The organism is Epibacterium ulvae (genome assembly GCF_018678075.1).
Taxonomy (GTDB): domain Bacteria; phylum Pseudomonadota; class Alphaproteobacteria; order Rhodobacterales; family Rhodobacteraceae; genus Epibacterium; species Epibacterium ulvae_A.
In genome coordinates this window covers 1-24580 of the sequence record NZ_JAHHIR010000009.1, presented here as the reverse complement: position 1 = coordinate 24580, position 24580 = coordinate 1, and the positions used below count along the sequence as shown (strand labels likewise).

Below are 24580 nucleotides of genomic sequence, written 5' to 3'. Positions count from 1 at the left end.
ATCAATACCTGCATTTGCGCATAGAATAGGCCGGTTAAGCAAAAAAATCTCCGAAATCGTGTAATCGATAGCAGATCCGCTCTAAAAACGTGAAATATAATCATACCCCCTATCCCAAAAGGGGGGAACTGGGAGATCGAAATATGAGAAAAACGCTAGCAGCCACCGCACTGGCTTTGCTGTCTGTCCAAGGCGTAAGCGCCGAAACCTTCCGCTGGGCAGGAACCACAGACCCACAAACCATGGACCCCCACGCGGTAAACTCGGCACCGGTTCTGGGTTTTTTGAACAACGTCTACGAAGGCCTGATGCGCCGCAATCAGCAGATGCAGATTGAACCCGCGCTTGCCACCAGTTGGGAGCCCATCGGCTCGGATGGCTGGCGGTTTCACCTGCGCAAAGATGTGAAATTCCACAACGGCTCTGATTTCACCGCCGAAGACGTGGTATTTTCATACGAACGCGCAACCCGCCCCGAGTCAGACGTATCCAGCTGGTTCGCATCTGTGTCCAGCATCAAGGCCGTGGATGATTACACCGTTGAATTCTATACAGCGGCGCCCAACCCGATTTTCCCTGATACGATCACCAACTTTATGATCATGGACAAGGGATGGACCGAAACCAACAACTCAGCCGTGCCCGCAAAAGACGCGGAAAACTTTGCCACCCGCAATACAAACGGCACCGGCGCATTCAAAGTTGTTGAGCGTCAGCCCGACCTGAAAACCGTTATTGAACCCTTTGGCGCATGGTGGGATGAAGCAACCCACAATATCACAAGCGCGGAATATACGCCGATCCAGAACCCTGCCACTGCGGTTGCGGCCTTGTTGTCAGGCGAAGTGGACATGATCAACCCGGTGCCAACCCAAGACGTGGCGCGCCTTTCAAGCAGCCCAGATGTAAAAGTCCTTGAGGATATCGAAGCCCGCGTCATCATGTTTGGTTTTGCCAATCAGGCAGAAACGCTGAAATATTCGGCGGATGCAGGCAAACCAAACCCGTTCAAAGATGCCCGCGTGCGTCAGGCGGTAAACCACGCCATTAACGTGGATGCGATTGTGCAAACCATCATGCGCGGCTCTGCACAGCCCGTTTCACAACTCGTCAGCCCCGCCATGCGCGGCTATTCCGAAGCCCTTGCAGACCGCCCCGCCTATGACCTAGACAAGGCCCGCGCCTTGCTGGCCGAAGCAGGCTACGCGGATGGTTTCAGTTTTGGCATGAGATGCCCCAACAACCGTTACATCAACGATGAAGCTGTCTGTCAGGCCGCTGTTGGTATGCTAGCACAAATTGGTCTGGATGTTGAACTGGAGACCATGCCGGTCAGCAACTACTGGCCAGAACTGCGCGCGCAGAACTTTGATATGTACATGCTCGGCTGGTCACCCGGTTCTTTTGACGCGGAACACCCCATTCGTTTTCTTGTGACCACGCCAAACCCAGAGAAAAAACTGGGCAGCTGGAACTTTGGCGCTTTTTCAAACGCACGTGTTGACGAATTGTTGCCGCAAATCCAGTCCGAGATTGACGATGAAAAGCGTCAGGCTCTGCTCGATGAAAGCACCAAGATCCTGCAAGACGAAGCAGGATATGTGCCCATGTACGTGCAGGCTTTGTTGTGGGGCGCACGCAGCAATGTTGATCTGACCCAGCGGGCCGACAATTTCTTTATGCTGCGTTGGGTCACTGTAAACTGATCTAATCACAGCCAAACCGCGCTTCGCCAGCATCCCCGTTGGCGAAGCGTTTGCAGTTCTCTGGATACCATATGTTTTCATTCCTCATTCGCCGCGTCCTACAGGCCGGGCTCGTGCTGCTGATCGTGGGCTTTGTCGCCTTTTCGATGTTCAATTTCGTCGGCGATCCCATTGATAATATGCTCGGCACCGAACGCACCCAGGCCGATATTGACCGGTTGCGTGCGCAGCTTGGCCTCGATCAGACTTTTGTCGTGCAGTACTGGAAATTCCTGGCCAACGCGGTTGATGGCAATCTGGGCGTCAGCTACCGTCAAGGCCGACCCGTTGCCGAAATCATCGCCGAACGCGCTCCTGCCACGCTTGAACTTGCCACCGTTTCAGCCTTGTTTGCGGTTGGCGTCGGTGTTTTGCTGGGGATCTACACTGCTATTCGTCGTGACGGGCTGGTGTCCCATATCATCATGTCTGTCAGCCTGATTGGCGTCTCATTGCCGACCTTCCTGATTGGCATCCTACTGATTTATCTCTTTTCTGTCGAACTGGACTGGCTGCCCAGTTTTGGCCGGGGCGAGGTCACAGACCTTGGCGGCTGGACCACGGGTTTCTTGACCTCAAGCGGCCTAAAGGCTTTGATCTTGCCGGGTATTACACTGGGCCTGTTTCAGATGACACTGATCATGCGCCTTGTGCGTTCTGAAATGCTCGAAGTCCTGCGCCAGGATTACATCCGCTTTGCCCGTGCGCGCGGGTTATCTGAAAAAGCGATCAACTTTCGCCACGCGTTGAAAAACACGCTGGTGCCTGTGATCACCGTCACCGGCCTGCAATTGGGCAGTATCATCGCCTTTGCCATTATCACCGAATCCGTATTCCAATGGCCCGGCGTTGGCCTGTTGTTTATCAACGCCGTGCAATTTGTCGATATTCCGGTCATGGCCGCATATCTGATGTTGATTTCGGTGATGTTTGTTACGATCAACCTGATTGTCGATATCCTTTATGTGGCAATTGATCCAAGGCTGCGCTCATGAGATACTCAAGCGATCCAGAAACCACCCTCTCTCTTGGCCACCGCCTGAAACGCGCCTGGAACAGCGATTTGTGTTGGCGTTTTCGCCATAGCCCCGTTGCGATGATCTCTTTTGCGGTGACACTTCTTTTGGTGCTCTCAGCTATCTTTGCGCCGCTTGTCGCTCCATTCAATCCCTTTGATCCAGGCAGTCTGAACCTGATGAACGGCTTTACGCCGCCTTCAACCCCCAATGCCTTTACGGGTGAGCAATTCCTGCTTGGCACCGATGATCAAGGGCGCGACATTCTGTCGACCATCCTGTATGGAATGAGAATTTCCCTGTTTGTGGGCTTTGCGGCTGTCACTCTTGGCATGCTGATTGGTGTGACGCTTGGCCTCATCGCGGGCTATTTCGGCGGCATCATTGATGCAATCATCATGCGGATTGCCGATATTCAGCTGACCTTTCCCTCTATCCTCGTCGCCTTGTTGATCTTTGGAGTCGCCAAAGGTTTCACACCGGTCGAATACCGCGATGAAGTCGCGCTTTGGGTGCTGATCATCGCCATTGGCCTGTCGGATTGGGTGCAATTTGCACGTGTCGTCCGCGGAGCAACCTTGGTTGAAAAAAACAAAGAATACGTGCAAGCCGCCCGCCTGATCGGGCGCAGTTCTAGTTCCATCATCTTTGGCCACATCCTGCGCAATGTGATGTCACCGGTTCTGGTCATCGCCACGATCTCGCTCGCGCTTGCCATCATTGCAGAGGCAACTCTGTCGTTCCTTGGCGTCGGCGTTCCACCTACCCAACCCTCACTGGGCACGCTTATTCGCATTGGACAAGGGTTCTTGTTCTCCGGCGAATGGTGGATCCTGCTCTTTCCTGCGGTGACGTTGTTGTCGCTTGCTTTGGCCGTGAATTTAATGGGGGATTGGCTGCGCGATGCGCTCAATCCGAAATTGAAATGACATTACTTCATATCAAAGACCTCACGGTCGAATACCCCTCCCGCCATGGCGTGTTCAAAGCTGTTTCAGGTGTCAACCTCACGGTAGAGCCCGGCGAAATCCACGGGCTGGTGGGGGAATCTGGTGCAGGTAAATCCACCATCGGTGCGGCGATCATGGGGCTCTTGGAACGTCCCGGCCATATCTCGGGCGGCACAATTGCGTTTAAATCAAAGATGATCAACGGGTTAGACGCCACCGCCATGCAAGGCTTGCGCGGCAAACAGATCTCTATGATCTTTCAGGATCCCCTAACTTCGCTCAATCCCCTGCTCACCGTGGGGGAACAGTTAATCGAAACCATCAGCCTGCACCTCGGCCTGTCCCGTGACGCCGCGCGCCAACGCGCAACCGAACTGCTGGACCGCGTCGGCATCCCTGATCCAGCCCTACGCCTGCGCCAGTACCCACATCAATTCTCCGGCGGCATGCGTCAACGTGTGGTGATCGCCCTCGCGCTCTGCTCAGAACCTGATGTGATTTTCGCAGATGAACCCACAACCGCTCTGGATGTGGCGGTACAAGCGCAAATACTCGATCTGATCAAAGACCTGGCCCAAGAACGTCAGGTTGGCGTTATCCTTGTAACCCATGATATGGGTGTCATCGCCGATACCACCGATCGCGTCACCGTCATGTATCGCGGCAAAGTCGTTGAAAGCGGTACAACCGCACAGGTCATGAGCGCCCCAAATCACAAATATACCAAATCCCTGATTGCGGCCGTACCGCGCCCAAAGATCAAACTTAAACGGTTTTCGCAAATCAGCTATGGCGGGCGTGACACGCGATTTGCCATCGAAGACATCGCGCGCAATTGGAACCGGGTTGAAACACTCTTGGATAGGCCGCTGTTGCGGGTCAAACATCTGGAAAAGAAATTTCCCATTGCCAAAAGCATATTCCCGGGCCGCAGCACCTATCTGACGGCAGTGGATGGTATCTCTTTTGATATCATGCCGGGTGAGGTGTTTGGCGTCGTCGGCGAAAGCGGGTCTGGAAAATCAACCATCGCGCGCCTCATCAGCGGGCTTTATCCCCTTGACAAGGGGGAAGTCGAATTTGCCGGTCAAATCGTCAGCGATCCCCGTAAATCCGAAGCGGTTGCCCAGTTTCGCCGCGACATTCAGATGATTTTCCAGGATCCCTATTCCTCGCTCAACCCACGTCTGCGGGTGTTAGACATTATCGCTGAACCAATCCGACATCATAAAATCCTCAACGGTGCCGCCCTGACAAAACGCGTGCATGAGCTGTTAGAACAGGTCGGCCTTGGCGCAGCAGCAGCTGCAAAATTCCCCCATGAATTTTCCGGCGGTCAGCGCCAGCGTATTTCCATAGCGCGTGCCCTTGCGACCCAGCCGCGTTTCCTGATCTGCGATGAACCCACCTCGGCGCTGGATGTCTCTATTCAGGCGCAAATCCTGAATATTCTAAAAGACCTGCAAGAGCACCTGGGCCTCACCATGCTGTTCATCAGCCATGACCTGCCAGTGGTGCGTCAGATGTGTGACCGGGTTGCCGTAATGCAAAAGGGCCGTCTGCTGGAATTGCAAGACACCGAAACATTGTTTGCCAACCCGCAAACAGATTACACAAAAGAACTGCTCACCCTCATGCCGCATCTTGAGGGTCTCTCTGACGAAGGCTTAGAAATCTGATGATCACATTCTACGGCTACAACACCATCAATTCGCTCAAGATCATGATGTTTCTCATGGAAACGGATCTAAAGCATGATTTTGTGCCCATCAACATTCGTGGCGGCGATCAGCACACCCCCGATTTTCGGGCCGTGAATCCAGCGGGCAAAATTCCTGTGATTGTGGAAAACAACACAGCCCTGACAGAATCCAACGCCATCCTGATGCATCTGGCCCGCAAAATCGGCTGGGGCCTGCCTGAAGGTGGCGAAGATCGGCTGCTGTCGCTCCTGTTTTATCAGGCCTCAACCCAAGGTCCCTATTTTGGACAAGTTGAATATTGGTCTGCCCTCGCGCCGAAACCCAACCCTGATGCGCTGGCACAATATACCGCCATCGCCAATCGCGTGGTCACATATATAGAAGAGCAGCTGACCGGCAAAGACTACATTTGTGGCGCAACATATAGCATTGCAGACATAGCGTTCTTTCCCTGGCTCAATCATTATACGCACCTGGACCTGTCGATTGAAAATGCCTCTAATATCGCAGCTTGGATAGACCGCGTAAAATCGCGCACCGCCACAGAAAAAGCCAGCACCTTCCTAGAGGCATACAATCTTACTCCACCCACCGGATCATAGTCTCAGGACCGATTAATCCACTTGGGGCTGAGATGGCTGCGTGATTCATTGCCCTCAATCTGGGTGACCAGTTCGCTTCTTTATGACAGCTGGTCAGGTGATGAGCGATTGGACCGGAGCCAGAGCGCTTGTGAGTAGCCTGCAGCTGACTGGCTGCTCGGGGATCGTGGCTATGATGCGGATTGGTTCCGAGAAGCCCTTGTGAGTATGGGTGTCACGTCTTGCATCCCAGGCCGAAAATCACGAGACAAAGCAATCAAGTATGACAAGCGCCGCTACAAAAGGCGTAACCGGATTGAGATCATGTTTAGCCGGTTGAAAGACTGGCGGTGCGTAGCAACCCGTTACGACAGCTGTCCAAAGGTTTTCCTGTCTGTACGCGCACTCGCAGAAACCGTCATATTCTGGTTATGTGCCCTGAGCCTAGGACGGCCACAGCCTTCTTCGCGAGCCAAAAGGCGTGAGGTTTGCCTTTCTCGATACCTGGAAGAAGATCTGGCGCATTGAGTTTCTGTGCCGCGTTTTGCGGGTAACTTCCTGTGGGTTTCGCGCCTGGAAGATACGACCTATCAGCCGAAGCCAGCGGGATGATATGGTGCTGTTGGCCCATATTCGGGAACAACACCGACTTAGTCTGCAAAGTTACGGCCGACCTGGCATGACGGAGGAATTGCGCGATCTCGGTCTTGTTGTCAGGCACCGCCGGGTAGGCCGCGTTCGATAGGAGAACGATCTCCCAGTTTCTTTTCAGAACCTGCCTTACTGCTTGAGAACGCGATCAAGGTTATTCGATCCCGGAAACATAAAGTCACGACTGACTGCAATCACGCCTTCAATGTCGCCCCCAACTTTCTTGATCAGGATTTCTCAGCTACCGGGCCCAATCAGAAATGGGCTGGGGACATTTCCTACATCTGGACGAACGAGGGATGGCTGTTGGCGTAGTTCCGTCAGTCTCATCAGACGCGCTAGTTCGACCGAGGTTGATTGGTGCCGCATCAACACATCTCGGTCTAGCAGCTACCAATGGCGCACGCCGAGTACACGCGTCCCAATGCGCTGACGTATCTCAAGGCCGCCTTGGTGGCGAGCATCTTGACCCCTTCGCGTATAGCTGTGCGGTAGACAATTTTTGTCGACACTTTGATTGAGTAGGGCGCTGAAACATGCGTTCCTGCGTCATTCATGAAATATCTATTGATATTATGTTTGGCTGCGCTGTATGTATTTATCGACAAATTAGGAGAATGTCGATGTTATCACATGAGCAACGATCTGACGCTGTCTCGACGCTGATTGAGGCAGCGCGCACGCGGCAGCAGGCTGAACGTTTGTCGCAGGTCTATCCCGATATTGATATTGAAGATGCCTATGCGATCAGCCGCGACGTGGCTGCGACGCGCGCTAAGTCGGGGGACACATTGATCGGTCATAAGGTCGGATTGACTTCGAAAGCGATGCGCGCTGCGTCGAAAATTGATGAGCCGGATTACGGTCATGTGTTTGCGAGCATGCTGATCGAGGACGGTGCAACCGTCGCTCATGCCGACTTCTGCGTGCCGCGCGTCGAGCCTGAGTTGACGTTCATCTTGAAGGAACCACTGCAGGGGCCAAGCATTACGCTTGAGGACGTGCTGGCCGCGACCGAATGGGTCGTGCCGTCGATCGAGATCATCGATGCGCGTGTCACCGAGCCTCGTCGCATATTCGACACTGTGGCCGATAATGGCGCGGCGGCAGGTCTTGTGCTTGGTGCTAAACGGTTCCGTCCTGACGAGATTGACTGGCGCTGGGCAGGGGCTATTTTCCGTCGCAACGGCGAGATCGAAGAGACTGGAATCGCTGCCGGTGTGATGGACCACCCAGCGAATGCAGTAGCGTGGCTCGGCAATAAGCTCGCCGATTATGACGGAAAGCTCGACGCGGGGCATATGGTGCTGTCTGGCTCGTTTACCCGTCCCATTTGGGCTGACGCAGGCGACACGCTGGAGGCGGACTTCGGCCCGCTCGGCCGTGTCACCGTATCATTTTCATAAAATTCAGGAGCATATGATGCCTACTTTAGAACCGAAGTATCTTATTGGTGACACATGGGGTACGGCCTCTGATCTGCCGCCGATGGCTGTGATTAATCCCGCGACGGGTGAGCCGCTTTATGACGTGCCTTGCTGTAGTCCCGATCACGTGGCGCAGGCTTTGCAATACGCCGAGGCAGGATTTGCCGAATGGTCTGCCATTCCCGGGTGGCAGCGTGCGAAGTATCTGCGTCGTATCGCCGAAGAAATCGTCGAGCGTCGCGAGGAATTCGGGCGTGCCATTGCTACGGAAATGGGGCGCGTGCATACCGCCTGTGCGGGTGAAGCCGATTCTGCGGCAGAGCAATTCGTTTGGATGGCGGGCGAGGCCGAGCGTTTGTTTGGTCAAACCCTCACCTCGCGCTTCGGCGGGGAGCTGAGCATCGTGCCCGAGCCTGTAGGGATTGTAGCGGCGTTTAGCCCATGGAACTTCCCGCTTGGCCTTCCTGCACGCAAGCTTGCCCCTGCACTGGCCGCGGGCTGCGTGGTGATCTTACGCCCTTCGGAACAGACGCCACTGGTCGGAACGATCCTTGGTGAATGTTGTCAGGCGGCGGGGTTGCCCACAGGTGTGGTGCAGGTGCTGCAAGGCCACCCCGATGGCGTCTCGCCCGCTTTGATGGAGGCAGATGCCGTTCGCAAAATCTCCTTCACAGGCTCTACCCGCGTCGGTCGGTTGTTGATGGAACAGGCCGCTCCAACGGTTAAACGGATGTCTCTGGAGCTGGGGGGACACGCACCGCTTATCATTTGCCCTGATGCGGATGTGCCCGCAGCGGCCAAACTCGCCGCTAAGTTCAAGTTCATGAACACAGGCCAAATTTGTGGCTCTCCGAGCAGGTTCTTCCTGCATGACGATATTGCGGACGAGTTCACCGATGTCTTTATGACCGAGGCCAAAAACATTCGTATAGGCGACCCGATGTCACCAGATACAACAATGGGACCAATGGCCAGCCCCGCGCAGATGGATAAGTTGGAGCGGCTCGTGGAGGATGCCGTGGATAAGGGTGCGACCTTGCGATTGGGCGGCACGCGTGCGCCGGATCAGAACAAAGGGTTCTTCTTCTCGCCCACGGTTCTCGAATACGTTCCGGATGATGCGGAAATCATGTCGGAAGAGCCGTTTGGCCCTGTGGCGTCGCTCACTACATATACCGATTTGGGGGATGCTATCGCGCGGGCCAACAGCACGCAGTATGGTCTGGGTTCTTATGCCTTCACCCGCTCCGAAACGGTTGCGCGACGTCTGTCGAAGGAGCTTCAATCCGGCATGGTCGGGATTAACAACTTCTTGCTGTCACATTGTGAGGCACCCTTTAGCGGTGTGAAGCACTCGGGTGTGGGGATCGAAGGCGGGCAGATGGCGATCAAGGAGTATCTAACCTTCAAGACAACCCATATTGACCTTGAGGTGGCAAGCGTTTGACCCTCCCCAAGCGCTAAGCTCAGGGGGGCGCCGCAGTGATGCGGTGCCCCATTTTTGGTGTCAGCTTTTGTGCGGGAGCCAAACCGCCATCGTGTTATCCTCGCGATTGTTCCACGCAAAGTAGGGGATCAGTGTGACAGGCAGGCTGCCTTGATCTTGTGCGGCTAGCGGTGCGTAGAGCTCTTGAGACGACCAACTTGCACGTCTGGGCATTGTGGTCAGCAGGAGCGTCATTCCGGCGAATAGACCCTCTCCCTTGAAGGTTTCGAACTGCGCGTCTGCGGGAAGGACGACCTCGTTAATGGTCACGCCCTCTGGCAGGTCTGCCCCCTCAAGACAATAGACAACAGGCCCCGCCATGACCGCGGCCTGATTGCGGGTTTCCTCGACCTCTGGTCGCGCTACAAGAATGCGCGGGCGGATATCCAGCGTCAGCTCAATCGTATCGCCCTTGCGCCAGTTTCGCGTCACGGCGAGGTAGCGGGGGCCGCTGCCTGATGTGTCGATGGTTTCGCCATTGACGCGCACAGCTGTCTCTTCACTCCAAGCAGGGATGCGCAGATGCATGGTGAATTCGCTGCTCGGCGCATCCTCGATCACCAATTGTACATCGCCCGACCATGGTACCTCGGATGTTTGATGCAAGGCGATCCGCCCGTCTGCGAGATCGGTATGAAAGGTGTTCGACCCGTAAAGATTCACCCACACGGCATCATCCGCCGTAGAGTAGGCCCAGCGATGCAACCCCGCAATGGTGCGTGTTACCTGCGGCGGACAGCAGTAGCACGTCCAGCGATCCCAGCGGCGCGGTGAATCATTGTTGCCAATAAAGTGCCCGTCGCCATTGAAGCGCAGCGGGTTGGAGTAATTGAAGTGCGTGCCTGACAGTGAGACGCCGGATAGACCCGTGTTATACATAACTTGTTCAATTACATCAGTGTAGCGCGCATCGCCCGTGAGTTGCAACATCCGCCAGCTCCACATCGCGTTGGCGATATTGGCGCAGGTCTCGTTGTAGGCGCTATCGGAGGGGAGCTGATAGGGCCGACCGTAGCTTTCTGCAATCTGTTCATATCGCGGGTGACTGCGCTCGGATGTCCCTTTGTGAAGCGCGCCGATGCCGCCTGTGATGTACATTTTCCGGTAGGTTGAATCCTCCCAAATGCGCGTGATCGCTTCCATCAGCGCAGGCTCATCAGCCTCCATCAAGATGTCAGCTGCACCGGCCCAAAGGTAGGGCCCAGTGACCGCGTGGCCAACCGCCTCGGTTTCTTCCAACACAGGCACGCGCGCTTGGCTTTGATCGCCGTTATTGCCGGGCAAATCGGGATGGGCTCCGCGATTTTCGACGAAGATGCGGGCAAGCGCGAGATACCGGTCGTCAGAGGTCTCGCGATACAGTTCTACAAGCCCCATGATTTGCGACGGGTTAAAGCCGAAGCGCGCGAGGTCGGGGTCGCGTGTGATGAACGTCTCATAGAGATTGTTGGCGGCGCGTATAGCGATATCGAGAAACGTGCGCGTGCCCGTCACCTGGTGATGCAAACAGGCCGTCGTGAAGAGGTGGCCGAGGTTATACATCTCGTGATGCTCGATATCACTCCACCGCGCCAAGTCGGTCAGGGTGATCTGGGTGTTGAGATAGCCATCATCCTTTTGCGCGGCGGCGATCATTCCGATGTAGTCTTCCATGCGCTGGGAGAGAGCTGCATCGGGTGAAGTGTCGGTCAACAACAGTATCGTCTCTAACGTCTTGTAGCAGTCTCCGTCACTCCAATAACGTCCGTGAAAGCAGTCTCCCCCCTCGGTCACGGTGCGAAAATTTCCGAAATAGGCGGCATTAGTAGGGTCTTCCATCGCGTCAAGGGTGCTATGGATTGACGATGTACGAACAAGATTTTGCTTCTCGGCCCAGAATCCGTTCGTCCAGCGAACAGACGTATCACTTGGGCGTCGTAGGCGCGCGTAGTTGCTTGTCGGTGTTGGTGTTGTTTTTGTCATCTATCTGATCTCTCTTAGTTTTACGCTCTTTTTTCGTGGCGTAGGTGGGTGGCGCAGGGCCTCGTCAGGACGATGGTCGTGCTAAAAAAAATGGATTTTGATCTGGCTTGGTGATCTGTTTTACCATAATACATTTGTTTTTGTCGACAAAACTAAATATCAGCGATAAAATAGAATCGTATGGAGGAGGAAAAAATGACAAATCTTAAACATAGTGTGGCAAGTATATGCCTCGGGCTCCCGTTGGCCTTCGGGGCACTGACCATGAGTACCGCGCCGGTCGCAGCGGAAGGGGTTGTAAACCTGTTCCACCGCTCGGCAGCGGAGCCTATGCGCAAGCCTCGCATGGCGATGTGGAACTACTGCGCCGATAAACTGGATATCGAAATTATCGAGAACTACTCGCCGCCAAAGCAATACGAAGTACAGCTTCCTGTACAGCTGTCGAGCTCGACGCCCCCTGACATTTACGCATATTGGGCTGGCGGTCGCTCACAATTTCAGGCCGTGACGGGCAAGATCCGCGCGATGAATGATGTGTGGGACAACATCAAAGACAACTTCCCAGAGGGTGTACAAGCGACGAGCACAGAACCTGATGGTAATATTTACACGATCCCCACCAATTTTCAGCCCAATGTTGTTTGGTATAACAAACGTGTTTTTGCTGAACACAATCTGAGCATCCCACAAACCTATGACGAGCTTCTCGATGTTGCCGCAACGCTGAAAGAGGCGGGTGTCACACCGTTCCTCCTTGGTTCCAAATCCGGTTGGGAGCCGCTTTTGTGGTTTGACTATTTCGTGCTCCGTGTCGCAGGGTCTGATTTCCGCACAGGGTTGATGGGCGGCACAGAAAGCTACCTTGATCCACGTGTCATCGAGGCGATGGAGCTCTGGCAGGACTTGCTAGAAAAGGAATACTTCAATGATCGCACTGCGAGCCTAGGTTGGCAGGAGATGGCAACCCGTTTCATTTCGGGTGAAGGCGCGATGGAAATCATGGGCACATGGACCGTGGGCAACTTCATCAGCGGCGGCATGGAGCCAGGCACAGATTTCGACGTGTTCGAATTCCCCCAGATCAAAGAGGGTATCGAGATGGCCGTAGAGGGCGTCGTTGAAGGTTGGGCTGCCAGTGGCGCAGGTGAAAACACCGAAAATGCTGTGGCGATGCTCCAGTGTATCACGGAACGTGAGCCGCAAGAGTTGTTCTCGCGCCAGGCACAGCGGATGGCCGCGAACAAGGATGTCCCGGTTGAAATCTACGAACCCGCGTCATTCCAGCCGACCATTGAGAAGTTCCATGACATGTTAGAATCTCCGTTCCACCAAAACCTCGAAATGGCCACACATCCAGGTGTGACCGAGGTGGCTAAACGCGAATTGCCACGGTTCCTCGCTTATCCTGATCAGTACATGACTGTTTTGGAGCAGCTTGAGAACCGTCGTAAAGATGTCTTTGGTGACAATTAAATGAAGCGCCCCTGCGTGAGTTAAGTCGCGCGCAGGGGCAGTCGCACCTGTATCCCCAAATGGTGTTTTGGGAGCTTTCGGGCTCTGGGCCTGTCGTGCGCTACGTTAGGGCTTGATGGGGGAGTTCAGGTGTGCGGACGTAGAAAAGAATGCGCCGGTTCTGAAGCTATGAGCCTGTCTCATTCACACACCACGGAGACGTTTTGGACATGCTTGACGCACCGTTCCACCAGAACTTCGAGTTTCACACGCCCCTGCTTGGGCGTCATACATGGAGGACGCTAAAATGAATGCTCGGCTCACGCCTTGGCTTTTCTTGATGCCCGCAATCGTGATCTACGGCATCTTTGGTGCCTATCCGATTTTCCAAACTTTTGCGATTAGTCTGACTGATCAAGTTGGTGTGGCCGCGCCTGGAAAGTTTGTGGGGCTCCAGAACTACGCGGCGCTTTTACATGACGATTACTTTCTAAATTCGTTGAAACACACGGGGATCTGGGTCATCGCATTCTTGTTGGTGCCTAATACGCTTGCCATTTCCATTGCGCTGTTGGTTAAACAGACCTTCTGGGGGGCGAGCCTCATTAAAACGGTCTTTTTCCTGCCGTTGGCGCTGTCTTTTGCGATCGTCGGCGTGATCTGGGGTTGGATTTATGAACCTGATGTTGGCCTTCTGGATCAACTCCTGATTGGCCTGGGGCTTGATGGTTTGATAGTGGAATGGCTCGGCCCTGACGCGGCCAATTATTCGGTGATCGCTGCTGCTGCTTGGCGTCAGACCGCCTTTGCTACAGTTATTTTCCTCGCGGGTCTTTCTGCGATACCGCAAGAGTTGCTCGAGGCCGCAAAGGTTGACGGCGGCACGCGTAGGCAGATCTTCTTCCGCATCACTTTGCCCTTGCTGAAGCCCGCGAGCACCATCGCCGTTTCCTCCGCGCTTATCCAAGCGCTGTTGGCGACCGAGATTGTGTTGACCATGACCGAAGGCGGCCCGTTCGGCTCCTCCGAAGTGGTGGGCTACCGGATGTATATGGAGACCTTCTGGAATTACAAATTCGGCTACGGCGCCTCAATCGGTGTGATTGTCACTCTGATGACCGCGGCATTCGTGGTGCCCTATGTGCGCCGCATGGCCAAAGCCCAAGAACGTGACTGGAGCTAAGGACCATGACCGATACAACAACACACATGACTAACTCGAGTGCCGATGTGGTGAATAGTAGTTCCCTGCGTGAACGCATCGAAGAACCCTTTATGCGCGGCGGGCAGATCGCCTTGCTGGTTCTCTTGGCTTTGGTGTTCTTTCTGCCTGTAGCAGGGACGCTTCTCACGGCGATCCGCACCATCCCTGACATCACGCAGAACGGCTCATGGGCATTGCCGTTGTCTTACGAATGGAGCAACCTGAGCCTCGCCTTTATGAAGATGCTACCCTACCTCAAGGCGTCAGCGATCATCACTTTGCCTTCGGTGGCAGGCACGCTTCTCGTGTCGATGATGGCCGGGTATGCCCTGAGCCGGATGCGGTTCGAGGGGCGGATCTGGATGTTCCTGGTGATCGTTTCGCTGAGCTTTGTTCCTGTTCACACCCAACTTATTCCCGTGTTCAAATTGATGTCCGATCTTGGTCTACACGATACATTCTGGGCCCAGATTATTGTTCACATCATGCGCCAAATACCCTTTGCTGTACTGATCATGACCAACTTCTTTAACACAGTTCCGGGTGAGCTGCGGGAAGCGGGACGGATCGACGGGGCCAGTGAATGGACAATCTTCCAACGTATCTATGTGCCTGTGGCACGACCTGCGCTTTCTGCGCTGATCGTTCTTGAGTTCACATGGATTTGGAACGACCTCCTTTGGGGCCTCGTGTTGACACAAGGCGCAGGTAAGAAACCCGTCACTGTCGGCATTCTGGCCTTTCAGGGCGAATATGAGATTGCATGGAATATGGTTGCTTCGGGCGCGGTGATTGCTGCCATCCCCACGCTGATCGTCTTCCTCGCTTTCCAGAAACACTTCATCCGCGGGATGACAATGGGATCGGTCAAGGGCTGAGGCTCGCCCCGAAAAGGAGAAAACACATGGCACATGTTACCATTAATCAAGTCATCAAGAACTACGGCGCGGTGCAAGCGATCAAAGGCATCGACGTTGAAATCGAAGATGGCGAATTCGTCGCCCTCGTTGGTCCCTCAGGCTGCGGTAAAACCACGCTTCTGCGTATGATTGCGGGCCTCGAAGACATCAGCGGCGGCACCATCTCAATTGGCGGCAAGGTGGTGAACGGGCTACAGCCCAAAGCCCGTGATATCGCTATGGTGTTCCAAAACTACGCGCTTTATCCGCATATGAAAGTTGCCGACAACATGTCGTTCTCGATGCAGCTTGCAGGGGCATCAAAAAACGAAATCAAGACCAAGGTCGAGGACGCGGCGCGTATCTTGAACCTTGAGCCTTACCTGGAACGGTTCCCGCGCGAGCTGTCGGGCGGACAACGTCAACGTGTGGCAATGGGGCGTGCCATCGTGCGAAATCCCAAGGTCTTTTTGTTCGACGAACCTCTTTCCAACCTAGACGCGAAGCTACGGGTATCCATGCGCGCCGAGATCAAATCGTTGCATCAGCGTTTGGGAACCACGGCGGTCTACGTGACCCATGACCAGATCGAAGCCATGACCATGGCCGACAAGATCGTCGTGATGAGCGCAGGACGGATCGAACAGGTCGGCACGCCTCTCGAACTTTACGATGAACCCGCAAACCTCTTTGTGGCGGCCTTCATCGGCTCCCCGTCGATGAATTTGCTGAGCGCAGAGATCTGCGATGGCGGTGTGCGCTTCGTGGATGGCACAGTGCTGCAACTATCGGGAACTGAAGTATTCAACACTGATCGCCGTGTGATTGCTGGCATCCGCCCTGACGCCTTCGAGTTAGCCGAGCAGGGTTTGACGGTGCAGGTCGAAGTTACTGAGCCCACGGGCGCGGAGACGCAAGTGGTGGGACAGATCGGCGACACGCCCGTGACTTGCCTGATGCGCGAGCGGATCAGCGGGAGGTATGGCGATGTGTTGCATGTGTTGCCGCAGGGCCCAGTGCATTTGTTTGACCCAGACACCGGATTGCGGATTGGTACGGCACGCGCGGTGCTCAAGAATTGACCTGCGTACCTGAAACAACAGCGGGGGCGTCATCGGTCGCCCCCGCATCGCGCACGATGCTGATCGGCATCGGCCTAATCGTCCTTGCTGGCGGTTTTCTGGCGGTTCAAGACGCGACGGTAAAAGAGATGACCGCGCGCCTGTCACCGTTCCAAATCTCATTTCTACGGTATGGCTGGCATGCTATTTTTGTGGCCCTGTATCTGACGTCCACGGGGCATCGTTCGATATATGTTACGGCGCAATTTCCTCTACAGGTGGCGCGCGCGCTGACACTGGTCGGCGGCTCGTTGGCATTCCATGTGGCCATTTCGGTGATCCCGCTTTCACAGGCGACTGTGATCTTGTTCCTTAGTCCCCTGATCGTAACGCTTTTGTCGGTGGTGTTCTTGAAGGAACGGATCGGGTGGAGGCGCACGACGGCACTGTGCCTTGGGTTTATGGGAGTGGTTGTGGTGATTAGCCCACAACTTGATGGCGGAGCAGGGTTGTCATTGATCTGGCTGTTGCCACTTATCGCTGCATGTGGGTCGGCGTGCTATGTGCTCCTGACGCAGCGGCTTACGGGGTCGTCTGAATTTGTGCCGGCACTGGCATTGATGCCGTTGCTGTGTTCGCTGGCATTGGTGCCCATGCAGCCTTTCGTATGGCAACCCATCTCAACCAGCGACTTTATCGTGATTATGGGGCTGGGCGTCACGGGAACGCTGGCCCATGTCTGCATCCAGTTTGGAATGCGTGTGGCCTCAGCCTCGGTTCTGGCACCGTTCCTTTATAGCCAAGTAGTTTTTGCCGCCGTGTTGGGGTTGATTTTCTTTGATGAAGTGGTCGGCCTCGGCTTCGTCCTTGGCACACTTCTCATTGTCGGTGCGGGGCTTGTGATCTGGTGGATCGAACGCCCGCGCCCCACTCCTGAAACCCGTCGGAAGGATATCGCATGACTGCCAAAAATATTGTTCTCTTCATCACAGACCAATGGCGTTGGGATACCCTGAACAAGCTTGGGCATCCATGTAAACTGCCTAATCTTCAGGCCTTTCGCGAAGAGTCCACCAACCACGTCAATACCTTCACTTCGGTGCCGTTGTGTACCCCTGCGCGTGCATCGCTCTTTACAGGGAAATGGCCGCATCAGACTGGCACTATGGACAATGTGCAAGGCTCGTCTTTCTATCCGCATGGCAAGCTGCACCCGAGCCATAAGATCTATATCGAGCGACTACAGGAGGCCGGCTATGAGGTCTCCTTCATCGGCAAATGGCATCTCGGCGCGGGGACTTTGAAAGAGCGCGGAATTAAGGCATATTTGAGTGACGGCGGCGATGAATCTCTGTTTCCTGATGACGAACTGGAATTTGCCACACTGCGTAAAACACCGTTCTACGGCACGATCACCAAAGGCACCCACTTGGACGAAAAACGGGTGCTTAAAGGGATCGAGGAGCTTGAAACCCTGTCGAAAGGGGACAAGCCGTTTTGCCTCATCGTCTCGCTTCCCGGGCCGCATTTCCCGCATCATGTGCCCGCAGACTGGGTGGCGATGTATGACGATCTGCCTGAGGATTACGTGCCGGAAAACTTCCTGCCGCAGTTCACCGAGGAGGGGAAGCCGTTGGCACAGGGCGCGTCCTACTGGCCTTGCCAGGACACCCGCGGGTTGGACCAGCAGGACTGGCGCCGCACTGCGCAGCATTATTTCGGCTTTTGCTCCTTCATCGACGACCTCTTCGGCCAGTTCCGCCGCCGCATGAGTGCGCTCGGGTTGGACGACAGCACCAGCCTCACCTTCACCGCTGATCATGGCGAGATGCTTGGTGCGCACGGGTGGTTCGACAAGGGACCGTTCTTTTACGAGGAGGTGATGCGCATCCCGATGCTGATGCGCGACGCAGGGCAGACCTCCGCCGCCGTCAACGAGGGCTTCGTCAGCTTCCGCGATCTCTTCCCGACCGTACTGGTCAAGAGCGATGCTGCCCTCATCTTGACCGCTGACGAGGCAGCGCGCGGCTATGACACGACGGATTGCGACCATGTGTTCTACGGCTATGACGTATATCAGGGTCGGCAATTCAAATTCCGCGGCATTCGCGAGACCCGCTACAAATATGCATGGAGTCCGCATGACCTCGAAGAGCTGTACGACCTCGAAACTGACTCGCAAGAGCGGATCAACCGTGCCGACGATCCTGCGCTGAAAGAAGAGAAGTCCCGACTTCTGACGCTGCTCTTCGACTGGATGAAGACAGAGAACGATGTCTTGGCCTACGGCGGCTATCAACTCCCTGTTGGTAGTTACATCGACGGCCGCCCCGCACATGAACAACACGACCACCAGCAACATTTAAATCCGGCGTTGAAACAATGAAAATCACAGAAATCACAACTTACATGCAACGCGTTGACGACCGCCCTCGGGTGCTCGTGGCGATTAGGACGGACGCGGGAATTACGGGCTGGGGCGAGACCTATGCCCACGGGCCAGAGCGAGCCGTTGCTCCAATCCTCGACTATTTCGCAACGCATCTTCTGGGCGAAGACCCGCGCCGTGTGACATATCTGCATGAAAAGCTCATGCACGTCGCCCGTTTCCCACCGGGCGCGCTTGGGCTTGCAGCATTCTCCGCCGTTGATCACGCGCTATGGGACATTGCAGCCAAGGCGATTGGGGTGCCAGTGTTTCAGATGCTCGGTGGGCATATGCGCGACAAGGTGCGCGTTTACTGCACCGCTATCGGCGCGCCCGATAATGGCGTCGAGGTTCTGTCCAACCTACACATGGAATTTGGCTTCACCGCGTTCAAGCTTTCACCTTACCGCAAACATCCGTTTGAGAACCGTTGGGGGGAAGTGTGCGAGGCAACAGCTGACTATTTCCGCACTCTGCGCGAAGGATTGCCGTCGCATTTCGAAATCGCTTTCGATGCACACTCGGTGTTGATGGAGGGGATCGACGCCGTGCGCCTTGCGCGTGCGATCGAACCTTACGACCCCTTCTTCCTTGAAGAGCCGCTGCGCCCTGAACACATGCCAGCGTGGGGCCAGATGAAAGCCAAGATGAATATCCCATTGGCCACGGGGGAGGCTCTCTATAATCGTCATCAGTTCCTTGCGCTCCTGGGCGCGGGCGGTGCGGATATTGTGCAGCCTGATATTGCTGTGGTTGGCGGCTTGACTGAGATGCGGCGGATTGCGGAGGTGGCAGATGCCCACTCCGTGCCTGTTGCACCGCACAACCCAATGGGGCCGCTAGCGACCGCACATAACGTTCATTTCTCAGCCGCCTGCACCAACTTCAAAATCCTCGAATACAAAGTGCATCACGATGTACCTTGGATTGCGGACCCTTATATTCCGGTTGATGGCTATCTGGAATTGCGGTCGGATCGTCCGGGTTGGGGCGTCGAAATCATCGAAGAGGCGCTTAAGACCGAAGAATATACCCATTGGTCGCGCCCGCTTATGCGCAAGCCAGATGGGGCGACGAGCTATGCGTGAAATGCGGGGCATAGCGGTGAGAACGCCGCTCCTTGCTCCACGTCATGGGCCTGCAGCTGAGTTATTGTGCCATAGCCTTAACGGCGGCGATTGTGGTCAGCTTGATATGCTGTGCCATCAATCGGCAGGTTTCCTCGATGTCTCTCGCAATTGCGGCCTCAAAGATTGCCGCATGTTCCGCTGGAGTATTGCGTCCGCTCGGTCCAAGGCTGCGCGAAAGATGGCGATAGCGTTCGTGATGGGCGTAAACTTGTTCACGCAGGTCAAGCAGCCATCGCGACGGTGTCGCCGCTACGAGCGAGTCGTGAAAGGCACGGTTGCGCAACTCGATTGCGTCTTTGCCCGTGCCGCGTTCTTCGGCCAGACGCAAGCTATGGTAGGCGGCGACAAGTTGCGCCTCCCATGCGTCGTCGCCGCGTCGCAGGCTGTCGCGCAAAGCCTCAGTCTCAAGTTGGATGCGCACACGACCGAGGTCGTCGACGTCTTCCGCAGACACCTTTCGTACATAAAATCCACGGTTGGAGTGCTGCACCACAACCCGCTCGCCAAACAGGCGCGACAAAGCCTCACGCAGGGGCGCGGCCCCAAATCCGAACTGCGTGCGCAGTTCCGCAATTTTGAGCTTGCGGTCGGGCGGCAGATCGCCAGTGACGATGGCCTGCCTGAGCGCCAGATAAGCGTTTTCAGCGTCGGTTCCTGTGGCGGGCTGCTTCATGGGATATTCGCACGTTTTTGTTGTTTGGGGCGACGGTTGGGGTTCGCCATGTCTATAGGGCGATCCCTCACAATCCAAGCCCAAGAGCGGCTGACTTCGCCAGCTTTCGAAAAGATAATGTGATTATCCCTACTCATAGACAACATAAAGGCATTTGCGCAATGAAATACACTGAAAACCGCTTCACCCACGCGCTGCGCGATGGAGTAAAACAGATTGGCCTTTGGGTCACTCTATGCAGCAACTTTGCAGCAGAGGTGGTGGCGTCGGCAGGGTACGACTGGACGCTAGTCGATATGGAGCACAGTCATAACGAATACGCTAGTGTACTCGGACAACTTCAGGCTTTTTCCGCCTACAAAACAGTGCCGATTGTCCGTGTGGAATGGAATGACGCGGTGGCGGTTAAGCGCCTGCTTGATCTCGGCGCGCCGGGTATCTTGTTCCCGATGATCCAAACTGTTGAGGAGGCACGGGCCGCAGTTTCTGCTACACGCTATCCGCCGCGCGGAATTCGTGGCGTGTCGGGGGCAACCCGCGCAACCAAGTTCGGGCGCATCTCCGATTATGCCGCGCGGGTTGAGGACGAAACAGCTGTGCTCCTGCAACTAGAAACCTTGGCTGCGTTGGAACAGGCAGAGGCTATCGCTGATGTGGATGGGGTGACGGGAATCTTCTTTGGCCCAGCGGATATTGCCGCTGATATCGGAATGATGGGGCAGCCCACGGCACGTGAAGTTTGGGACAAAGTTCGCCCTGTCGCGCAGCGTTTGATCCAAAAGGGCGTTCCTGTGGGCACCTTGGTGTCTGACGTGGCTCTGGCCGCGCAGCTTCTCGATGATGGGTTCACCTTCGTCGCGTGCGGGACCGACACTGGCCTTTTGGCGCGCGGGAGCGATGCGCTTCTGGCCGAGCTCAAAGGGCGGGTGAAGACAGCCTAAGCGCGCATGACTATTGAATTTTAGCGAGTGGAAGTGACGATGACCCTACACAAGAAGATGTATATCGGCGGAGACCTGGTTGACGGGCAGGCCTGTCTCGATGTGGTGAACCCAGCGACGGAAGAATGCGTGGCGACGGTTGCGGCTGCGGGGTTGGATGATGTGGAGAAGGCGCTGAATGCCGCGCGGGATGCGGCGGAGAGTTGGGCGGCCACCTCGGTTGCCGAGCGCCAGAGCTGGCTGCTGAAACTGCGCGACGCGGTGATCGAGAACGAGGAGATGCTGCGCGGGCTGATCCATCAGGAGATGGGCAAGCCGTGGGGTGGGACGCAGGAGGATTTCGATCTTCTGGAGCGAGCGCTCAAATTCTACGCCGAGGAGATTGCCCGCGTTCACGACGAGATACTGCGTGACCTTGAAGGGACCCATGATCACCGCATCGTCCACGAACCTGTTGGTGTTGCCGTGGCCTATCTGGCATGGAACTTCCCGCTGCTCAACCTGGCTTACAAGATCGCGCCGGCGATGGCGGCGGGCTGTCCGATCATCATCCGTCCTTCAGCCACGACCCCTGTGTCGGCGTATGCGGTTGGTGAGTTGTGCCACAAGATCGGCCTGCCTGCGGGGGTAGTGAACGTCCTGACGACGGATGGTTATGCGCCCTCTGATGCGCTGGCCGCGTCTACCATCCCCGACCTCATCACCCTGATCGGCTCGACCAATACGGGCAAGCACCTGATGAAGGTGGGGGCAACCTCGATCAAGAAGATGTCGATGGAGTTGGGCGGCAACGCGCCCGTGCTGGTCTATAAGGACGCCGATCTCGATCTTGCCGCCGATATCGTGACCACGGTGAAGTATAACAACGCGGGCCAGATCTGTGTCGCGCCGAACCGCATCTTTGTTGAGCGCGAGGTCTATGAAGTCTTCCGTGACAAGGTGGTGGCGCGTGCCGAGGCTACGAAGGTCGGCTTTGACAAGGATGCGGATATCCTGACCGGCCCGATGATCGACGGTCGCGCATGGACCCGTGTGAAGGGGCTTATTGATGGCGCCGTGGAGAAGGGCGCCGTTCTGCGTGCAGGCGGCGATCGTCCCGAGGGGCTCCAGAAGGGGCATTTCCTCGCGCCCACCGTGTTGGATGGAGTGACGCCCGAGATGCAGATCTATCAGGACGAGATCTTTGGTCCCGTTGTGAGCCTTATCCCCTTTGATGACCGCGACGACGTATTGGAGCGCGCCAATGACGGCGGGGAGGGCGGTCTGGCCTCCTACATCTTCACCGCCGATCTGGCGCTGGCCGAGCGCGTGGCCAAACGTCTGCGCTACGGCGAGGTGCAGATCAACGGCGTCAAGTACGGCATTTACCTGCCGCATGGCGGTATCGGGCAATCGGGGATCGGGCATGATTGCTCGCGTCTCGCCCTCAACGATTACCTCGTTGTCAAACGCATCAGCCGAGGGCTGACCTGATGGAGGACTTTCTGAAACCCGTGATACTCACCAATGCCCTCAAGATCACCAGTCAAGTGCTACAATGCGACATGCCCGAGGAACTTGGCTATTCGCAGCAATATTATGCCAAGCGCACGGCGCATCTGGTGGAGGCCGAGACCGATCAGGGCATCACGGGCTGGGGCGAGTGTTTCGGTCCGGGCAATGTGGCGTTGGCCAACAAGGCCATTGTCGAGAAGGTCATCCAGTCGATGGTGCTGGGCATGGACGCGATGGATCGCGATGTGATCTGGCACAAGGTCTACAACCTGCTGCGCGACCTCGGGCAAAATGGGATGCCGCTGCAAGCGCTTTCCGGGGTTGATGTCGCGTTGTGGGACATCGCGGGTAAGGTCACAGGCCAGCCGATCCACAAGTTGATCGGCGGCGCGCATCGCTCCCATGTGCCCTCCTACGGCTATGGCATGATGCTCAAACGCGAGAGCGTGGAGGATCACGTGGCGCGCTTTGTTGACGAGGCCGCGGCGATCAAGGATATGGGCTTTGCCGCCACCAAGATGAAAATCTGCCTTGGCGCAATGGATGGCGTGAAACTGGCCGAAGCGGCGCGGGGTCGGGGACGATTTTGACTTCATGGCCGCCGCCAACTATGCCTACAACACCTCGGATGCCTTCTACGTGGGGCGCGCGCTTGACGAGCTTGGGGCCTATTGGTTCGAGGAGCCGATCGCTCCCGAAGACCTCGACGGCTACCGCGAGTTGCGCGCGGGGCTGAAGGTGAGCATCTCGGGCGGCGAGGCGGAGTTCAACCGTTGGGACTGGCCCGGATTGCCTGAAAGCCGAGGGTCGGATATCGCACAACCTGAAGTCTGCGCCCTTGGCGGGATCACCGAATACCTGCGGGTTCTGGCGCTGTGCGGCTCTGTTGGACAAGTGGCGTTAGGGATTCATCTTAAGAATCCAGTGTGGTAGCTGTCTTGCATGAGCAGTCGGCCCCCTACGAAGTACAAGACCAGGAACTGGCCTTCGTACAGTTGGTCAATGATGCGCCATTGGTTCGAGCACAATGACCGACGCGCTGAAGCAGCGCGGTTCGCTATCAATTTGGTTTGACATCGAGATGTCGTGGCATGCGGCCCCGACGGGAAGACGGGGTCGTGAGCAGAGTTTCAGTGACGCTGCGATCCAGACCTGCCTCACGATGAAGGTGCTTTTCGACATGCCGCTTCGTCAGACGGCTGGCTTTTTCGAAAGCCTACGGCTGCTGGCCGGGCTAGACTGGAAAGTTCCAGACTTCAGCACTCTGTGTCGGCGTCAGAAGACGCTGAACGTCACCATTCCTTACCGTTGTGGGTCGGGGCCTCTGCATCTGCTCATCGACGCGACAGGGATCAAAGCCCCCTCTCGACAGCATCCTTTGGATGGGCCTGCCGGGCAGGGGCAGGCGAAGGCGAGTGGAACGCGCACAAACATGGCGGGCCAAAGAAGCGCCTTTGGCGCAAGCTGCACCTCGAGATGGATGAGGAAACACTGGTGGTCCGTGCAGTTGGCGTCACGACAAGCAACGTAGGCGATGCGCCTATGCTGCCCGACCTTCTGGAACAGATCCCGCCCGACCAAGAGATTGCCACGGTCACCTCTGACGGAGCCTATGACACGCGCAGATGTCGCAATGTGATCACCGCTCGGGGAGCCGCAGCCATCATCGCACCACGCAAGAATGCCCAACTTTGGAAGTCAAGCACGGCAGGAGCTATCGCGCGAAACGAAGCCGTAAGAGCCTGCAAATATCTAGGACGAGCACTCTGGCGAA

The 24580-nt window shown here is 56.0% G+C and carries 20 protein-coding genes and 3 pseudogenes; 21 read left to right on the top strand and 2 right to left on the bottom strand.

What is annotated here, in order from left to right:
* The first annotated feature begins 143 nt into the window (after positions 1-143).
* The 9 genes and pseudogenes from KMP13_RS02110 to KMP13_RS02075 all read left to right on the top strand — a co-directional run bounded on the left by KMP13_RS02110 (position 144) and on the right by KMP13_RS02075 (position 9520).
* The gene (locus tag KMP13_RS02110) at positions 144-1706 is read left to right on the top strand and encodes an ABC transporter substrate-binding protein (protein ID WP_215263874.1); all 1563 of its coding nucleotides are present in this window, start codon (positions 144-146) and stop codon (positions 1704-1706) included.
* 71 nt (positions 1707-1777) lie between these two features.
* Positions 1778-2740 (top strand): ABC transporter permease, encoded by a 963-nt coding sequence (locus KMP13_RS02105; RefSeq protein WP_215263872.1) that lies wholly within the window; start codon positions 1778-1780, stop codon positions 2738-2740.
* The gene (locus KMP13_RS02100) at positions 2737-3690 is read left to right on the top strand and encodes an ABC transporter permease (protein ID WP_215263870.1); all 954 of its coding nucleotides are present in this window, start codon (positions 2737-2739) and stop codon (positions 3688-3690) included. The genes KMP13_RS02105 and KMP13_RS02100 overlap by 4 nt, the downstream gene beginning before the upstream one ends.
* Positions 3687-5390, top strand: coding sequence for a dipeptide ABC transporter ATP-binding protein (locus KMP13_RS02095; protein ID WP_215263868.1), 1704 nt, complete (start codon positions 3687-3689; stop codon positions 5388-5390). The genes KMP13_RS02100 and KMP13_RS02095 overlap by 4 nt, the downstream gene beginning before the upstream one ends.
* A complete protein-coding gene (locus KMP13_RS02090) occupies positions 5390-6016 on the top strand; it encodes a glutathione S-transferase family protein (protein WP_215263866.1) in 627 nt (208 codons plus the stop codon). The genes KMP13_RS02095 and KMP13_RS02090 overlap by 1 nt, the downstream gene beginning before the upstream one ends.
* Before the next feature lie 67 nt (positions 6017-6083).
* Positions 6084-6427: pseudogene (locus KMP13_RS02085) on the top strand (transposase); the annotation flags it as partial.
* A 381-nt stretch (positions 6428-6808) separates the two neighbouring features.
* A pseudogene (locus tag KMP13_RS20355) lies at positions 6809-6952 on the top strand (IS3 family transposase); the annotation flags it as partial.
* 317 nt (positions 6953-7269) lie between these two features.
* Complete coding sequence (locus tag KMP13_RS02080) at positions 7270-8052, top strand: 2-keto-4-pentenoate hydratase (RefSeq protein WP_215263864.1); 783 nt, start codon at positions 7270-7272, stop codon at positions 8050-8052.
* A gap of 16 nt (positions 8053-8068) precedes the next feature.
* Positions 8069-9520: an NAD-dependent succinate-semialdehyde dehydrogenase gene (locus tag KMP13_RS02075; protein WP_215263862.1), complete on the top strand. Its 1452-nt coding sequence runs from the start codon at positions 8069-8071 to the stop codon at positions 9518-9520.
* A 60-nt stretch (positions 9521-9580) separates the two neighbouring features.
* Here KMP13_RS02075 and KMP13_RS02070 read toward each other — a convergent pair whose 3' ends face one another.
* Positions 9581-11521, bottom strand: a complete 1941-nt coding sequence (locus KMP13_RS02070; protein WP_215263860.1) for a glycoside hydrolase family 127 protein — start codon at positions 11519-11521, stop codon at positions 9581-9583.
* Positions 11522-11716: 195 nt separating this feature from the next.
* Here KMP13_RS02070 and KMP13_RS02065 point away from each other — a divergent pair, with 195 nt between their 5' ends.
* The 7 genes from KMP13_RS02065 to KMP13_RS02035 all read left to right on the top strand — a co-directional run bounded on the left by KMP13_RS02065 (position 11717) and on the right by KMP13_RS02035 (position 19656).
* Positions 11717-12997 carry an ABC transporter substrate-binding protein gene (locus tag KMP13_RS02065; RefSeq protein ID WP_215263858.1) on the top strand — a complete coding sequence of 427 codons (1281 nt, stop codon included), beginning with the start codon at positions 11717-11719 and terminating at the stop codon, positions 12995-12997.
* A gap of 286 nt (positions 12998-13283) precedes the next feature.
* On the top strand, positions 13284-14159 hold the full coding sequence (locus tag KMP13_RS02060) for a carbohydrate ABC transporter permease (RefSeq protein ID WP_215263857.1): 876 nt from the start codon (positions 13284-13286) through the stop codon (positions 14157-14159).
* A gap of 5 nt (positions 14160-14164) precedes the next feature.
* The gene (locus tag KMP13_RS02055) at positions 14165-15058 is read left to right on the top strand and encodes a carbohydrate ABC transporter permease (protein WP_215263855.1); all 894 of its coding nucleotides are present in this window, start codon (positions 14165-14167) and stop codon (positions 15056-15058) included.
* A gap of 26 nt (positions 15059-15084) precedes the next feature.
* Complete coding sequence (locus tag KMP13_RS02050) at positions 15085-16161, top strand: ABC transporter ATP-binding protein (protein WP_215263853.1); 1077 nt, start codon at positions 15085-15087, stop codon at positions 16159-16161.
* The gene (locus KMP13_RS02045; protein WP_215263851.1) at positions 16158-17102 is read left to right on the top strand and encodes a DMT family transporter; all 945 of its coding nucleotides are present in this window, start codon (positions 16158-16160) and stop codon (positions 17100-17102) included. Before KMP13_RS02050 ends, KMP13_RS02045 begins: the two co-directional genes overlap by 4 nt.
* The gene (locus KMP13_RS02040) at positions 17099-18526 is read left to right on the top strand and encodes a sulfatase-like hydrolase/transferase (RefSeq protein WP_215263850.1); all 1428 of its coding nucleotides are present in this window, start codon (positions 17099-17101) and stop codon (positions 18524-18526) included. Before KMP13_RS02045 ends, KMP13_RS02040 begins: the two co-directional genes overlap by 4 nt.
* Positions 18523-19656 (top strand): mandelate racemase/muconate lactonizing enzyme family protein, encoded by a 1134-nt coding sequence (locus KMP13_RS02035; RefSeq protein WP_215263848.1) that lies wholly within the window; start codon positions 18523-18525, stop codon positions 19654-19656. Before KMP13_RS02040 ends, KMP13_RS02035 begins: the two co-directional genes overlap by 4 nt.
* A 61-nt stretch (positions 19657-19717) precedes the next feature.
* On the opposite strand, the gene KMP13_RS02030 is transcribed toward KMP13_RS02035, so the two are convergent.
* Positions 19718-20371 carry a GntR family transcriptional regulator gene (locus tag KMP13_RS02030; protein ID WP_215263846.1) on the bottom strand — a complete coding sequence of 218 codons (654 nt, stop codon included), beginning with the start codon at positions 20369-20371 and terminating at the stop codon, positions 19718-19720.
* Positions 20372-20532: 161 nt separating this feature from the next.
* Between KMP13_RS02030 and KMP13_RS02025 the strand changes: the two genes are divergently transcribed.
* The 5 genes and pseudogenes from KMP13_RS02025 to KMP13_RS02010 form a co-directional block, all read left to right on the top strand.
* A complete protein-coding gene (locus KMP13_RS02025) occupies positions 20533-21312 on the top strand; it encodes an HpcH/HpaI aldolase family protein (protein WP_215263844.1) in 780 nt (259 codons plus the stop codon).
* Positions 21313-21351: 39 nt separating this feature from the next.
* Positions 21352-22785 carry an NAD-dependent succinate-semialdehyde dehydrogenase gene (locus KMP13_RS02020; protein ID WP_215263842.1) on the top strand — a complete coding sequence of 478 codons (1434 nt, stop codon included), beginning with the start codon at positions 21352-21354 and terminating at the stop codon, positions 22783-22785.
* The gene (locus KMP13_RS20350; RefSeq protein WP_251363647.1) at positions 22785-23396 is read left to right on the top strand and encodes a hypothetical protein; all 612 of its coding nucleotides are present in this window, start codon (positions 22785-22787) and stop codon (positions 23394-23396) included. The genes KMP13_RS02020 and KMP13_RS20350 overlap by 1 nt, the downstream gene beginning before the upstream one ends.
* 4 nt (positions 23397-23400) lie before the next feature.
* Complete coding sequence (locus KMP13_RS20345; RefSeq protein ID WP_251363646.1) at positions 23401-23739, top strand: enolase C-terminal domain-like protein; 339 nt, start codon at positions 23401-23403, stop codon at positions 23737-23739.
* 9 nt (positions 23740-23748) lie between these two features.
* A pseudogene (locus KMP13_RS02010) lies at positions 23749-24580 on the top strand (IS5 family transposase); the annotation flags it as partial.